Origin of the sequence: Acidovorax bellezanensis (assembly GCF_025421555.1) — a bacterium.
Classification (GTDB): Bacteria; Pseudomonadota; Gammaproteobacteria; order Burkholderiales; family Burkholderiaceae_C; genus Comamonas; species Comamonas bellezanensis.
Window position 1 is genome coordinate 96637 of sequence record NZ_JAODYH010000004.1, and the last position, 13925, is coordinate 110561.

Genomic DNA, 13925 nt, shown 5'->3' on the forward strand with positions numbered 1-13925 from the left:
ATACCGATGAACGCCCCCCCGCCGATCAGCGAGGCCGATCTGCATGCCTGGCTTGACGGCCAGCTGGCGGCAGAGCGCGCACGCGAAGTCGAAGCCTATCTGGCGACGCGTCCCGAGGAAGCCCAGCGCGTACACGCCTGGCGCGCGCAAAAGCGCGAGCTGCGCGCCCTGTTCGATCCCGTGCAGGACGAGCCCCTGCCCTCACGCCTGATCCGCAGCGCGCGGCCGCGCACGCCTTGGTACGCCCAGCGGCTGGTGGCCGGCCTGGCCTTGGCCCTGGTCAGCGGCGCGCTCGGCTGGAGCCTGCGCGGCGCCCAACTGCCCGCCCCCGCCCCGCAATTGGCCCGGCAGACCGCGGGCGCCATGGCGCAGACCGTGGGCTTCGTGCAGCGCGCCGCCGTCGCCCACGCGGTCTATTCGCCCGACCAGCGCCGTCCCGTGGAAGTCGATGCCGCCCATGAAGACCAGCTCGTGGCCTGGCTCAGCAAGCGCATGGGCGCGCCCATGCGCCCGCCCCACCTGCAGGCCACGGGCTACTCCCTGGAAGGCGGGCGGCTGCTGCCCGGCGGGCAAGGCCCGGCCGCGCAGTTCATGTACCGCGACGCCCAGGGCCGCAAGCTGACGCTGTATGTCTCCAACCAGATCAACGACCTGGCCGAAGTCCAGGGCAGCCATGTGAACACCGACACCGCGTTCCGCTTTGCCCACGAAGGCGGCGTCAACGTCTTCTACTGGGTGGACGGCCCGTTCGGCTATGCCTTGTCGTCCGAGGCCGACCGCGCGGAGCTGGCGCGCATTTCCATCGCCGTGCACCAGCAGCTGTCGGCGGCCGCCAGCCCCTGAGACCTGTTCCCGGCCTGCGCCGCGTGCGCCGGCCGCTTTTCTTCACCCACCCCTGCGCGTGCACCTGCGGCCGACCCGCGGGTCTGGCGCGCCCACACTTCCATGACACAAGACCGCCGCGAATTCCTCAAGCACTCCCTGTCCGTCACGGCCCTGGCCGCCCTGCCCGCGGCGATGGCCCAGCCCGCGCCCGGCGCCGCCTCGGCCATGGACCCGCGCGACCGGGTCTTCATCACCAACGAAGACTCCAACACCGTGGTCGTGATCGACCCGCGCAGCAATACGGTCGAGCAGACCATCAATCTGACCAGCTTCGACGAAGACCCGCGCCCGCCGTTTCGCTTCGTCACCGGCGGCGTCGCGCCCACGCACGCGGCCATGATCCACAAGCCGCTGTACCACGGCTGCATCGATGCCCATGGCGCCGTGCCTTCGCCCGACGGCACGCTGCTGGCCACCAGCGGCCGCGGCTCGAGCAACATCTACCTGATCGACGCCGTCAAGCGCCAGGTCATAGGCAACACGCCCAATCCGCTGGCCGGGCCGAGTACCAATGCCGAGCGCGTTTCCGGCGGCATTCTGCTGGGCCGCGAACCGCACGAACCCACGTTCACGCGCAATGGCAAGGAGCTGTGGGTCAGCCTGCGCGGCGAAGACCGCATCGCCATCCTCGACGTGGCCCAGGCCCTGCGCCACCTGCGCGGCGCCGACCAGTCGCCCGTGCGCCAGTACCTGCCCACGCTGCACGGCCCGGCCCAGGTCTGGTTCAACCGCGAAGGCACGCTGGCCTTCGTCGCCAGCCAGAAAGTCGCGCGCATCGACGTGTTCCGCGTCCATGCCGGCGCCGACGGCCATTCCCAGCCCCGGCGCCTGACCACGCTGGATATCGCGGCCCAGGACAAGCCCGGCTTCACGCCTTTCCTCAAGACCACGCCCGACGGCAGCGAGGTCTGGTTCTCGCACAAGCTCGCCGACGCAGTCTCCTGCCGCAGCACGCAAGGCGACTTCGCGCTGCTGGACCATGTCTTCCTGGGCGCGGGCGCGCGCCCCAACCATGTCGAATTCGTCGCCAATGCGCGCGGCAGCGTGACCTACGCCAGCCTGGCGCGCATCGACGATGGCGGCCCCGGCGGCGTGGCGGCTAGCCGCATCGCCATCATCGACCGCTCGGCCCCCGCGGGCCAGCGCAAGGTCGTGGGCCAGTTCTTCACCCACGGCCGCGAAGCCCACGGCCTGTGGACCAACCCGGAAAACACGCTGCTCTACGTCGCCCATGAGCAGGACGAACTGCCGGGCACGCCTGGCGCGGGCCAGACCGTGTGCAGTGCCTTCGATGTCAGCGATCCGCTGCACCCGGCCTTCATCGCCCAGATTCCCCTGGGCGATCTGGCCCTGCCTTCGGGCGGACTGCGCAACAAGAAGAGCATCAACCTGGTCTACGTGCGGCCGGGCACGCGCGGGCAGACGGCATGAAGAACGGCGCGCACCACCACGCGCCTGCGGCGACCGCGGCCGACAGCCTCTTCGCCCAGGACATGGACCGCAGCATGGCGCGCATGATGCAGTCCATGCACGCGCCGGGTTACAGCGGCGATGCCGACCAGGACTTCCTGGCGATGATGATTCCCCACCACGCGGGCGCGGTGGACATGGCACGCCTGGTGCTGCAGCACGGCCGCGACCCCATCACGCGCCAGCTGGCCGAGGAAATCATCGCCGGCCAGACGGTGGAAATCGACAGCATGCAGCGCCGCCTGGCCTTGCTGCAGCGCGCGCCAGCCGCGGGCCTGGAAGAATTCCCGGCACTGGGCGGCACGCGCGGGCGCTGACGCCGCATGGGTTTTAGCGGCTAAAAACAGAGGCCCCGCCTTTGCTTCAGACCAGGCCTCGGCAGTTCACCACCCAGGCCGGCGCTTCCTGCAAGGCCACGGGACGCAGAAAGCGGTCCAGCGCGGCATAGCCCACCGAGGTCGTCGCAGGTGCGGTCGACGCCGGAAAAGGCCCGCCGTGCTGTTGCGCGGCCGTGACGGCCACGCCCGTGGGCACACCGGCAAACAGCACGCGCCCCGCGACCTGGGTCGCAGCACGCACCAGGTCGCGGTGCTCCGGCGTGTCGCTGTCGGCGCCCCATAGCGTCACGGTGAGCGCGCCGCCCACGGCCCGCAGCACGGCAAGGGTTTGCGCCAGCGAGTCCACGCGCACCACCAGGGCCGCCGCACCAAAGACTTCCGTCTGCAGACGGGCATCGGCGATGAAGTCGCCGGCCTGCACCTGACCGAGGAACGGACGGGGCAAGGCATCCATGCCCGCCCCGCCAGGCACCAGGGTCTGGACTCCGGCATGGCAGCTCCAGGCGCTGACACCTTGCTCGAACGCATGGCGGATGCCGGGCGTGAGCATGGCGTGCGGCGTCTGTGCAACGAGCCTGTCGGCCAGGGCCTGGACGAAGGCATCGCCCGCGGCGTCCTGGCGCACGATCACCAGGCCGGGGCTGGTGCAGAACTGGCCAGCGCCCTGGCAGATGGACGCGGCCAGTGTTTCAGCCAGTGCCGCGCCCTGGGACGGCACCACCGGCGGCAAGACCACCAGCGGATTCACCGAGCCCAGCTCGCCATAAAACGGTATCGGCCGCGCGCGCTCGGCCGCCACCCGGGCCAGGGCCATGCCGCCGTGAAAGGACCCGGTGAACGCGACGGCCGCAATGGCCGGCGCCTGCACCAGGCGCACGCCGGTTTCGACCGCAGCGCCTTCCACCGACTGGAACACCCCCACCGGCAGGCCGCGCGCTGCCACCACCTGCCGGGCCAGAGCCACGGTCTGGCGCGACAGCTCGGGATGGGCCGGGTGGCTTTTGACCACCACCGGGCAGCCCGCGGCCAGGGCCGCGGCCGTGTCACCACCCAGCACCGAGAACGCGAACGGGAAGTTGCTGGCAGAAAACATCGCCACCGGGCCGAGCGGCACGCGCACCCGCAGCATGCGCGGGCGGCCTGCGGGAGGCATGCCGGCCACGGCGGCATCGTCGATGACGGCGTGCACGATGCCGCGCTCGAGCACATCGGCAAAGCCGCGCAGCTGGAACGCCGTGCGATCGAGCTCGCCTCCCAGCCGCGCCAGGCCCAGACCGCTTTCACGGTCGGCCAACGGCACCAGCGTGTCGCGCCCCGCCAGCAAGGCCTCGGCCAGATCGCGCAGCAAGGCCGCGCGCTCGGCGGCCGACGTGGCCGCGAACAGCGCAGCCGCCTGCGCGGCTGCCGCCACGGCCGCATCGATCTCCTCGGCCGTCGAAGCCGCCCAGGCAGCGCCCAGAGGCTGACCGGTGCGGGCGTTTATGGATTGAAGATCGGCCATCAGCTTTGCAGGGACCGCAGCAAGTCCTTGAGCACGTCCAGCGACTGCGGCGCCATGGGCCAGGCCGAAGGTGGACGCGTGGCGCCGCAGTCCATGTCCAGCAACCGCAAGGCCGTCTTCACCACGGTCACATTGGCGCCGTTGTTCTCCTGCGCGCGCAGCTCCTCGAACGGCAGCATCTGCTCGATCAGCTGCAGTGCCAGGGCATAGTTGCTGCTTTCCAGCGCCGCATGGATGGCCATGGAGCGTTCGGGCAGGACGTTGATCAGGCCGGAAGTGAAGCCGCGCGCGCCGGCCGCATACGAAGTCGGCGCCCAGGTCTCGGCCAGGCCGCCCACCCAAGCGATGTCCAGATCGCGGGTGCGGCGAATCGCTTCGGCCAGCAGCAAGGGCGTGGGCGAAGCCCATTTGATGCCGATCACGCCCGGAATGCGGCACAGGGCTTCGATGGCCGCCATGCCAATCGATTCGTTGCGCAGATACAGCACCAGGGGCAAGCCCGGGGCAGCTTCGGCGATGCGCTGCACATAGGCCACCACGCCGCGCGGGGACACAAACGGATCTGGCGGCTGGTGCACCATCAAGGCATCGACGCCGGCGGCCTGCGACGCAGCGGCCAAGTCGCAGGCTTCTTCGACGCTACGGCCCACGCCCCCCAGCAGCGGCACGCGGCCGTCGATCAGCTGCGCCGCCGCCCGGACCATGGCTTCACTTTCGCTGTAGCGCAGACCGTAGTACTCGCTGGTGTTGCCATTCGCGACCAGCACATGTACGCCGGCGCCAATCGCCTTGTCAACAATGGGCGCCAGGCGCTGGGGCGCAATCTGGTTCCGGCCGTCGAAAGGCGTGACCAGAATGCCGGAAATGCCGTTCAAGGCAGCGCGGACTTGGGAGGGGGTGAAACGGGACATGGAGGCTCCTGAAAAAGGAAGAGGAATGGATACGGTTAAAACATGTGGCGCATGCCGACGCCTAGCGCGCGCACGTCCTGCCCGGCCACGGCCGGCGCCGAGTCCTGGCTGATGGGGAACAGCATGGTGGTCGAACGGCTGCCGTTTTTCAGCTGCGCAAACGTCCCATACAGCTGGGTGCGCTTGGACAGGAAGTGGGCATAACCCAGCGCCAGACGCTGCGCGCTGGCATCGCCCGGCCGCGACCAGCGGCCCAGTGCCAGGCGAAACTCGCCCGCGCCCACGGGAATGGCGGCGCTGGCGTTGACGGAATTGGCGTCGGCCAGGCCGGGCACATGGTTGCGCTGGTAGTAGCCATGGATGCGCGCCACGCCGAAGTTGTAGGCGCCGCCAATGCCCAGCGTGTTGGCGCGCACTTGCGGCGTGCTCAGGCCTACCGCCGAGCCCGCGATCTGCGCGCTGTCAAAGGCCAGGCCCAGGAAGGCCGGACCGCGGCTGTAGTCCAGCGCCAGCGCATAGTTGCGGCCCGTGGCCGCGCCTTCGGCGGCCTGCACGTAGGCGCGGCCGAACACATTGCCTATCCTGGGGCTGATGTACTGCACGGCGTTGTCGAACTTGAAGGTGTTGCCGCGGTTGTTCGCGCCTTGCAGCAGCGTCTGCACCGCGCCGAGCTGGGCGCGACCGAACGCATCGGCCTTGCCCGAAATCCAGACCGACGGGCCCCACATCGAGCCCAGCTGCAACGTGCCCAGACGGCGATCCGACAGGCCCACATAGGCTTCGCGATTGAAGAAGGCCGTGCTGCTCGCGCCGCTCGACAGATCGAGCTGGCTTTCGAGCTTGAACGTGGCGCTCAGGCCGCCGCCCAGGTCTTCCTGGCCGCGCAGGCCGAAGTAGCTGGTGTCCGAAGACAGGGTCCATTGGTTGCTGCCAGGATGCGAGCGTGACTGCGAATACAGTGCGGCGTCGGCACGGCCGTAGAGCGTGACGCTCGACTGCGCGCATGCCGCGGCGCAGCAGCTCAGCAGAGCACCCAGGGCCAGGTTTTGGTGGATCTTGTGGCTCATTTTTTATGTCTCCTTGTTGTCATCGGGCATGGCTGCGCCCGGCCGTCATTGCGGCCTTGTGGTGTGGGCGTAGCGGGGAACCGTCGGTCCGGGCGACGGTCTTATGTGGCGGTGCTGCGGCGCGTGCTGGCTGCTGGGTCGCGCTTGACGCCGGGCGCCAGCGAAGTACCCAGGCCAGGCTTGTCGGGGCGCAGCAGGAAACCGTTTTCCAGCACCGGCAGTTCGGTCACCAGGTCCTTGTAGAAGGTGCTCAGGAAGGCGCGCACCACTTCCTGGAAAATGGCGTTGGGGGATGCCAGCCCCAGGTGCAGCGAAGCCCACAGCACCACGGGGCCGGTGCAGTCGTGCGGCGCAATCGGCTTCTGGTAGGCGTCGGCCAGGCTGGCGATCTTGCGCCCTTCGGTGATGCCGCCGCACCAGGACAAATCCAGCATGACGAAATCCAGGGCGTGGGCCGCCAGGTGATCGCGAAACGCGCCCTGCGCGGCCAGCGTCTCGCTGCCGCAGACCGGTATCTGCGCCAGCTGGCGGTAGTCGGCCAGCGCGCCCGGACTGTCCATCTTGATCGGGTCCTCGGCCCAGAACGGCCGGTACTGCTTGAGCTCGCGCGCAATCGTCAAGGCCGAGGTGAGGTTCCACATGGAGTGGAACTCGCACATCACTTCTATCCTGTCGCCCACGGCCAGGCGGATTTTCTCGAACACTTCCAGGCCCTGGCGCATCGCCTTTGCGCTCACGTACTGACCATCCGACTCGGCCGCGGCACCGTCGAAGGGCCAGATCTTCATCGCGCTATAGCCCTCTTCGATCAGGCTCTGGGCCAGCTCGGCCGGGCTTTCGATGAACGCGATCTGGTCGTCATAACGGTGGCGCACTTTCGCGTCGCCCGGCTGCACCAGGCGGCGCTGGATGCTCTTGCTGTTGTAGTCGACGCCGGCGCAGGTGTTGTAGGTCCGCATGCGGTCGTGGCAGGCCCCCCCCAGCAGTTGGTAGATGGGCTGGCCCGTGACCTGGCCCAGGATGTCCCACAGGGCGATATCGATGGCCGAGGCGGCGCGCGTTTCCACGCCGCTGCCGTTGAAGCCCAGGTAACCGCGCAGCAAGATCTTGTGCAGGCGCTCTATGTCCAGCGGGCTCTGGCCCAGGATCAGCGGCGCGGCCATGGAGTGGATATAGCTTTCGACGGCTTCCGCGCCGCGGAAAGTCTCGCCGAGGCCGACGATGCCGGCATCGGTTTCAATCTCCACCCACAGCAGGTTGGGTTGGGTTTTCAGGCGTGTGGTTTCAATCGCTGTAATGCGCATGCGTGGTTACTCCGCGGAAATCTTTTGCGAGCGGATCAGGTCGGCCCACTTGTCGTGTTCGGCGCGGATGTGCTTGCCCAGCACGGCAGGCGCTCCGCCCAGGGGATTGATGCCGGCATCGCTCATGGTCTTGCGCACCACGGGGTCCTGCAGGCCCTTGTTGAACGCAGCGTTGAGTTTCTGGATCACGGCCGCGGGCGTGCCGGCAGGCGCGCCAATCGCGAACCAGGGCTCGATGACGAAGCCCTTGTAGCCGATTTCCTCCATGGAGCGCAGCTCGGGCAGATTGGCCGAGCGGCCCTTGCCCGTGACCGCCAGGCCCTTGACCTTGCCGCTCTTGACGAAGGGCGCAATCGACGGCTCGTTGTCGAAGAACACGTCGATCTGCCCGCCCAGCAGATCGGTGATGGCCGGGCCCGAGCCCTTGTAAGGCACGTGCAGCAGCTCGACGCCGGCCATCTTCTTGAACATTTCCCCCGCGAGGTGGTTGGACGCGCCCACGCCCGACGAGGCGTAGCTCAGTTGCCCGCGCTTGGCCTTCGCCACCAGGTCTTCGACGCTGTGAATCTCGGACTTGGGGCTGGCCGTCAGCACATTGATCGAGGAGCCGAGCAACACCACCGGCGCGATGTCCTTGAACAGGTCGAAGCCGGGGTTGGCATAGAGGCTGGAGTTGACCGAACAGTTGCCAATGCTGCACAGGAAGATGGTGTAGCCGTCGGCGGGCGCCTTGACGGCAGCGGCCGTGCCGATGTTGCCGGTCGCGCCCGGACGGTTCTCGACCACGATGGCCTGGCCCAGCTCCTTGGCGGCGGCATTGGCCGTCAAACGCGAGACCAAATCGCCCGAACCGCCCGGGGGCACCGGAACAATCATGCGGATTGGCTTGGAAGGGAAGTCCTGGGCGTGTGCAACAGGGTGCAGGACCAGGGTCGCGCCGCATGCGAGCGCAATGGCTACAAGGCTCTTTTTCATGGTTTGTCTCCAGCTCTTGGTTGATTTATGGGACGGTGCTGAGCGTCGGTGGCAATAATACAATCATCATATGATTAACGTCAAGGCGCGATTTGCCAGTCACACAAAGGGCTGCGGTTATGCTTGCGGCCTATGTCTCCACCACGTTTGCGCAACTTTCACCACCAAATCGTTGACGCAGTCGGTGCCAGCATCGTTGCCGGACGCTATGCAGAGGGCTCCCAGCTGCCGACCGAGCCCCAACTGGCCGAAACCTATGGCGCGAGCCGGCTCATCATTCGCGAAGCCATGAAAAGCCTGGCGGCCAAGGGTCTGGTGTCCATCCGCCCGCGCACCGGCACCCATGTACTGCCCCGCTCCGAATGGAATCTGTTCGACCCCGCCGTGCTGGGCTGGCAAAGTGAAGCGCCGCCCGACCCCCAACTGATCGCCGACCTGATGGAGCTGCGCCAGACGATCGAGCCGCTGGCCGCCCGCCTGGCCGCAAGCCGGGCGCAGCCGCAGCAGGTGGCCGACATCCGCGAAGCTTTCGAAGCCATGGCCCAGGCCCAGACCCAGGTCACCTATATCCAGGCCGATCTGCGCTTTCACGGCGCCGTCGTGCGCTCCTGCGGCAACCAGTTCATCATGCAGTTGGAGACGGCCCTGTCGGCCGTCTGGAAAACCAGTTTTCAGGCGTCCAGCGACGCCTGGGGACCGGACGCCCAGGCCCTGGCCTTGCACCAGTCCTTGTTGCACGCCATCGAAGCCCACGACCCGCAGGGCGCGGAAGCCGCCGTGCTGGCGCTCATAGCCCGCGCCGTGGTGCGCATCCACAGCGGACTGGCTTAAGCCTGTCGCAGGGCCTCGTTTCAGGGCGCTATTGTTTTTCCCATCGCCTGCGCCAGGCCCTCGTACGTTCGCTCGCGCAAGGCGTCCACCGCACCCTGCCGGTCCCTCAACTCCTTGTTCTGGCTCAGTTTGGCCTTGCCTTCCAGGCGCGTGATGGTGATTTCCAGGCCCACAATCGCCTGCAGCATGGCGTCGATATAGCCCGGCGCCGCGTCGCCCATCTTCCAGGGCTGGGGCTCGCCAGCCTCGTGCCGGCGCGTCAGGCGCCCCACCACGCCGCGCACGAACTTCTCATCATCGCGCACCGTGAGCCGGCCGTGGGCGTGCACCACTTCGTAGTTCCAGGTCGGCACCTGGCGGTGCGCCTCGTGCTTGCTCGGGTACCAGCTCGGCGAGATATAGCCTTCGACCCCGCGAAAGATGACCAGCACGTCGGCCCCGGCCGCGCATTGCTGCCAGACCGGATTGGCGCGCGCCACATGGCCGGTCAGCGTGCCCAACGGGCCCTGGGCCGCGTCGAACTCAAAAGGCAAATGGTTGGCGTCGAGCCCGTCAGCGCTGTGCGTGACCAGAGTGCCCAGCGCGTAGGTGCGCATGACCCGGTGCAACTCATCCGGCTGCACCAGGGCGAAATGGGAAGGCGTATACATGGCGGCGAAATCCTGGAAAAAACAAGGGAGCGGTGCGCCAAGCTTAAACCGTTGCGCGCAACTGCTTTTTCACCACCGCTTGCAAATGCCCCAGCAGTATCGGGATCAGCGGATGCGCGGGCAGGGGCTGCCACATGGCCTGCAGCACGGACGACGGCGTTTTTTCGGCAATCGCCTTGAACGCCAGGCCTTGCATGCCCGCGCGCTGCAGGCAGGCGGGAACAATCGACACGCCCTGGCCGGCGCCCACCAGGGACAGCACCGACAGCCAGTGGCGCACTTCGTGGCGCAGCTCCGGGTCGAACCCGGCTTTCTGGCACATGTTGCGGATCACCCGGAAGTAGTCCGGCGAAACCGCTTCCGAAAACAGGATCAGGCGTTCGTTGGCCAGCTGGGCGATGGCAATTTTTGCCTCACCCGCCAGCGGGTGGCCGGCCGGAATGCAGGCCACGAAAGGCTCGCTGACCAGGGCTTGGGCGATCAGGCCCACGGGCGGGGCGATGGTGTGCATCAGCCCCAGATCGATCTTGCCGCTTTGCAGCGCCGCGATCTGGTCGATGCTGTTGAGCTCGTGCAGATCCACGCGCACGTCGGGGTACTGGGCGCGCATCAGCTCCAGTGCCTGGGGCAGGCCGCGGTACATGCTCGAACCCACGAAGCCCAGGCGCAGGCTGCCGGCCATGCCATGGGCGACAGCGCGGGTATCCATGGCGGCGCGGCGCGTGCGCTCCAGGATATCGCGCGCCTGCAGCAACAGATGCTGCCCCGCATGCGTCAGACGCACGCCCCGGCTGTTGCGCTCGAACAGCTGGGCGTCGAGCGTGCTTTCGAGCTGCTTGATGGCAATGCTCAGCGGCGGCTGCGAAATGCACAGCCGCTTGGCCGCACGGCTGAAATGCAGCTCTTCGGCCAGCACCACGAAGTACTGCAGCTGCCGGGTTTCGAGATGGCTCATGGGAGGCTCCAGGCCCTGGTAGTGGCGCAATGCGCGAAACGCCGCGCCCCCTTCCAGGAAGCACGAATCATAGTCACTAAATATAGATCAATACATTAATAATATTTGACGCGAATCAGCTCCGTGCACAGAATTTGTCCTATTCCACCCCGGCGGCCCGCCTGCCTTCCAGGAGACAAACACACATGAGCCAAGCAACTTCCCCCGCAGCCCCCGCCCATCCGGTGCCGGATCGCCACGGCAGCAACCTCTACACGACCGACACCCAGTTCGCACCCCTGCTGCAGCTGTACCTGCCGCCGGACGTGGATGCCCACCTGCAGCCCTACCTCGAGCGCATGGGCGCACTCGCGGGCGGCCGCCTCGACGAGCTGGCCCTGGTGGCCGACAAGAATCCGCCGACGCTGGAGCACCGCACCCGCACCGGCCAGGACGCACAGCGCATCCACAAGCACCCGGCCTATGTGGAAATGGAACAGGTCGCCTACGGCGACTTCAGCCTGGCCATCATGTCCCACCGCGAAGGCGTGCTGGGCTGGGCCGGCAAGCTGCCGCCCCTGGCCAAATACGCGCTGACCTATCTGTTCGTGCAAGCCGAGTTCGGCCTGTGCTGCCCGCTGTCGATGACGGATTCGCTGACGCGCACGCTGCGCAAGTTCGGCGCGCCCGAGCTGGTCAGCAAGTACTGGGCGCAGCTCACCGCCACCGACTTCGCCGACCAGGCGCAGGGCGCGATGTTCATGACCGAGCAGGCGGCCGGCTCCGACATCGGCAACACCATGACCCTGGCCCGCCCCGCGGCCGACGGCTCCTGGCGCCTGACGGGCGACAAATGGTTCTGCTCGAATCCCGACGCCGCCTTTGCCATGGTGCTGGCGCGCGTCGAAGGCGACCCGGCCGGCATGAAGGGCGTGTCCCTGTTCCTGCTGCCGCGCACCCTCGATGACGGCAGCACCAACAGCTATCACATCATTCGCCTGAAGGAAAAGCTGGGCACGCGCTCCATGGCCAGCGGCGAGATCCGCATCGATGGCGCCGTGGCCTATCTGGTGGGTGAACAAGGCCGGGGCTTTGCCCAGATGGCCGACATGGTGAACAACTCGCGCCTGTCCAACGGCGTGCGCGCCGCCGGCATGATGCGCCGCGCCGTGGCCGAAGCCGAGTACATCTCGCAGGAGCGCCATGCGTTCGGCAAGGCCTTGCAGGACATGCCCTTGATGCGCCGCCAGCTCGACAAGCTGCGCATCCGCTCCGAGCAGGCCCGCACCATGGTGCTGCAGACCGCCCAGGCGCTGCAGCGCTCGGATGCCGGCGAAGACGGCGGCTACGCCCTGCTGCGCATTCTCACGCCGCTGATCAAGTTCCGCGCCTGCCGCGACGCCCGCATGGTCACGGGCGACGCCATGGAAGTGCGCGGCGGCTGCGGCTACATCGAGGAGTGGAGCGATCCACGCCTGGTGCGCGATGCCCATCTGGGCTCGATCTGGGAAGGCACGAGCAACATCGTGGCCCTGGACGTGCTGCGCGCCATCCGCCGCGAAGACTCGCTGACGGCGCTGCAAGCCCACGCGGCCCAGTTGCTGGCGCAAGTCAAGGCCGCGCCGGCCTTCAAGCAGGCGCTGAAGGACGCCATGGACCGCGCTGCCCGCTTTGCGGCCGCGGCCGTGGCAGCCAATGCCGACGGCGAACGCCTGGCACGCACCGCCGGTTCGGCCTTGTACAACAGCTTCACCGCCATCGCCATGGCCTGGGAAGCCAGCCAGACGGCCAGTGCCGACCGCATGCGCTGGGCGCAGCTGGTGCTGGTGCACCGCGTGCTGCCGCGCGATCCGCTGCAGGACATGGAAATTCCCCAGGACTGGGCCCAGTAAACAAAGCGCCTTGGCGCCCCGCGCACGCCCCGACACAGGGGCGGAGTTTCACGACACATGGAGACAAGCAATGAAAAAGCGTCAATTTCTGCTGGCATGCAGCCTGGCCTGCGTGGCCGTCACCCCGGCCCTGGCCCAAGGTGATGCCTTCCCGTCCAAGCCCGTGACCTTCGTCGTGCCCTTCCCGCCCGGCGGCCCCACCGATGCCATGGCCCGCACCCTGGCCGCGGCCTTGACGGAAGAAATCGGCCAGAGCGTGATCGTGGAAAACCGCGCGGGCGCGGGCGGCAACATCGGCGCCGACTCGGTGGCGCGCGCCAAGCCCGACGGCTACACCATCATGTTCGGCACGTCGGGCCCATTGGCCATCAACAAGAGCCTGTACAGCAAGGTCACCTACGACCCGGTGACCAGCTTCGCGCCCATCATCCGTGTCGGCTACCTGCCCAACATCCTGGTGGTGAATGCCAGCGTCAAGGCCAGCAACCTCAAGGAGTTGATCGCGCTGGACAAGGCCAAGCCCAACAGCCTGAACTACGCCTCATCGGGCAACGGCGCTTCTTCCCACCTGGCGGGCGTGCTGTTCAACAAGATGGCCGGCACCACGCTGCAGCATGTGCCTTACAAGGGCACGGGCCCGGCCCTCAACGACTTGATCGCCGGCCAGGTGCAGATGAGCTTTACCGACATTCTCACGGCCATGCCTTACATCAAGGCCGGCCGCCTCAAGGCCATCGGCGTGGCGACGGAAAAGCGCTCGCAAGCCATGCCCGAGGTGCCCTCGATTGCCGAGCAAGGCCTGCCCGGCTACGACGTGAGCGTGTTCTTCGGCGTGGTCGCCCCGGCCGGCACGCCCGCGGACCGCATCGCCAAGCTCAACAGCGCTTTCATCAAGGCCCTGCAAAAAGACAAGGTGCGCGCCACCTTTGCCGCCCAAGGCCTGGAATCCGCGTCCGACCACACGCCCGAAGGCCTGACCCGCTTCATCAAGGCGGAGACGGCCAAGTGGAAAACGGTGGTCGACGAGTCTGGTGCGAAACTGGATTGACCCCCTGAGCGACTGCGCGGCATGGGCCGCCCCCGCTTCCCCCTGAGGGGGACGGCAGCCTCGCTGCGCGGCGGCGCTTGCTCGCTGCCCCCTTGCTGGGGCGCGCCAGTTTCATGGCG

At 67.6% G+C, this 13925-nt stretch carries 13 protein-coding genes; 6 read left to right on the forward strand and 7 right to left on the reverse strand.

The window, feature by feature from the left end; translation table 11 throughout:
• The first annotated feature begins 6 nt into the window (after window positions 1–6).
• The 3 genes from N0K08_RS08635 to copM all read left to right on the forward strand — a co-directional run bounded on the left by N0K08_RS08635 (window position 7) and on the right by copM (window position 2672).
• Window positions 7–843 (forward strand): anti-sigma factor family protein, encoded by an 837-nt coding sequence (locus N0K08_RS08635; protein WP_261499812.1) that lies wholly within the window; start codon window positions 7–9, stop codon window positions 841–843.
• 102 nt (window positions 844–945) lie between these two features.
• Window positions 946–2316 carry a YncE family protein gene (locus N0K08_RS08640; protein WP_261499813.1) on the forward strand — a complete coding sequence of 457 codons (1371 nt, stop codon included), beginning with the start codon at window positions 946–948 and terminating at the stop codon, window positions 2314–2316.
• Entirely contained in the window at window positions 2313–2672 is a 360-nt protein-coding gene (gene copM, locus N0K08_RS08645) for a CopM family metallochaperone (RefSeq protein WP_261499814.1), read from the forward strand. The genes N0K08_RS08640 and copM overlap by 4 nt, the downstream gene beginning before the upstream one ends.
• Window positions 2673–2718: 46 nt before the next feature.
• Here copM and N0K08_RS08650 read toward each other — a convergent pair whose 3' ends face one another.
• The 5 genes from N0K08_RS08650 to N0K08_RS08670 form a co-directional block, all read right to left on the reverse strand.
• Window positions 2719–4194: an aldehyde dehydrogenase (NADP(+)) gene (locus N0K08_RS08650; RefSeq protein ID WP_261499815.1), complete on the reverse strand. Its 1476-nt coding sequence runs from the start codon at window positions 4192–4194 to the stop codon at window positions 2719–2721.
• On the reverse strand, window positions 4194–5105 hold the full coding sequence (locus N0K08_RS08655; protein ID WP_261499816.1) for a dihydrodipicolinate synthase family protein: 912 nt from the start codon (window positions 5103–5105) through the stop codon (window positions 4194–4196). The genes N0K08_RS08650 and N0K08_RS08655 overlap by 1 nt, the downstream gene beginning before the upstream one ends.
• Window positions 5106–5140: 35 nt before the next feature.
• A complete protein-coding gene (locus tag N0K08_RS08660; RefSeq protein ID WP_261499818.1) occupies window positions 5141–6172 on the reverse strand; it encodes a porin in 1032 nt (343 codons plus the stop codon).
• Between the two features lie 101 nt (window positions 6173–6273).
• Window positions 6274–7476, reverse strand: coding sequence for a mandelate racemase/muconate lactonizing enzyme family protein (locus N0K08_RS08665; RefSeq protein ID WP_261499820.1), 1203 nt, complete (start codon window positions 7474–7476; stop codon window positions 6274–6276).
• Between the two features lie 6 nt (window positions 7477–7482).
• A complete protein-coding gene (locus N0K08_RS08670) occupies window positions 7483–8451 on the reverse strand; it encodes a Bug family tripartite tricarboxylate transporter substrate binding protein (protein ID WP_261499821.1) in 969 nt (322 codons plus the stop codon).
• 132 nt (window positions 8452–8583) lie between these two features.
• Here N0K08_RS08670 and N0K08_RS08675 point away from each other — a divergent pair, with 132 nt between their 5' ends.
• Window positions 8584–9282: a FadR/GntR family transcriptional regulator gene (locus tag N0K08_RS08675; protein WP_261499822.1), complete on the forward strand. Its 699-nt coding sequence runs from the start codon at window positions 8584–8586 to the stop codon at window positions 9280–9282.
• A gap of 20 nt (window positions 9283–9302) precedes the next feature.
• On the opposite strand, the gene N0K08_RS08680 is transcribed toward N0K08_RS08675, so the two are convergent.
• On the reverse strand, window positions 9303–9932 hold the full coding sequence (locus N0K08_RS08680) for an FMN-binding negative transcriptional regulator (RefSeq protein WP_261499823.1): 630 nt from the start codon (window positions 9930–9932) through the stop codon (window positions 9303–9305).
• Window positions 9933–9975: 43 nt separating this feature from the next.
• Window positions 9976–10887, reverse strand: coding sequence for a LysR family transcriptional regulator (locus N0K08_RS08685; RefSeq protein WP_261499824.1), 912 nt, complete (start codon window positions 10885–10887; stop codon window positions 9976–9978).
• A gap of 185 nt (window positions 10888–11072) precedes the next feature.
• On the opposite strand from N0K08_RS08685, the gene N0K08_RS08690 reads away from it, so the two are divergent.
• The gene (locus tag N0K08_RS08690; RefSeq protein WP_261499825.1) at window positions 11073–12758 is read left to right on the forward strand and encodes an acyl-CoA dehydrogenase family protein; all 1686 of its coding nucleotides are present in this window, start codon (window positions 11073–11075) and stop codon (window positions 12756–12758) included.
• Between the two features lie 70 nt (window positions 12759–12828).
• A complete protein-coding gene (locus N0K08_RS08695; protein ID WP_261499826.1) occupies window positions 12829–13806 on the forward strand; it encodes a Bug family tripartite tricarboxylate transporter substrate binding protein in 978 nt (325 codons plus the stop codon).
• The last annotated feature ends 119 nt before the right edge of the window (window positions 13807–13925 follow it).

Coding starts and splice junctions, on each gene's coding strand:
- N0K08_RS08670 (WP_261499821.1), bottom strand. CDS start 8,451: ATGAAAAAGAGCCTTGTAGCCATTGCGCTCGCATGCGGCGCGACCCTG.
- N0K08_RS08655 (WP_261499816.1), bottom strand. CDS start 5,105: ATGTCCCGTTTCACCCCCTCCCAAGTCCGCGCTGCCTTGAACGGCATT.
- N0K08_RS08640 (WP_261499813.1), top strand. CDS start 946: ATGACACAAGACCGCCGCGAATTCCTCAAGCACTCCCTGTCCGTCACG.
- N0K08_RS08665 (WP_261499820.1), bottom strand. CDS start 7,476: ATGCGCATTACAGCGATTGAAACCACACGCCTGAAAACCCAACCCAAC.
- N0K08_RS08695 (WP_261499826.1), top strand. CDS start 12,829: ATGAAAAAGCGTCAATTTCTGCTGGCATGCAGCCTGGCCTGCGTGGCC.
- N0K08_RS08685 (WP_261499824.1), bottom strand. CDS start 10,887: ATGAGCCATCTCGAAACCCGGCAGCTGCAGTACTTCGTGGTGCTGGCC.
- N0K08_RS08690 (WP_261499825.1), top strand. CDS start 11,073: ATGAGCCAAGCAACTTCCCCCGCAGCCCCCGCCCATCCGGTGCCGGAT.
- N0K08_RS08680 (WP_261499823.1), bottom strand. CDS start 9,932: ATGTATACGCCTTCCCATTTCGCCCTGGTGCAGCCGGATGAGTTGCAC.
- copM (WP_261499814.1), top strand. CDS start 2,313: ATGAAGAACGGCGCGCACCACCACGCGCCTGCGGCGACCGCGGCCGAC.
- N0K08_RS08650 (WP_261499815.1), bottom strand. CDS start 4,194: ATGGCCGATCTTCAATCCATAAACGCCCGCACCGGTCAGCCTCTGGGC.
- N0K08_RS08660 (WP_261499818.1), bottom strand. CDS start 6,172: ATGAGCCACAAGATCCACCAAAACCTGGCCCTGGGTGCTCTGCTGAGC.
- N0K08_RS08635 (WP_261499812.1), top strand. CDS start 7: ATGAACGCCCCCCCGCCGATCAGCGAGGCCGATCTGCATGCCTGGCTT.
- N0K08_RS08675 (WP_261499822.1), top strand. CDS start 8,584: ATGTCTCCACCACGTTTGCGCAACTTTCACCACCAAATCGTTGACGCA.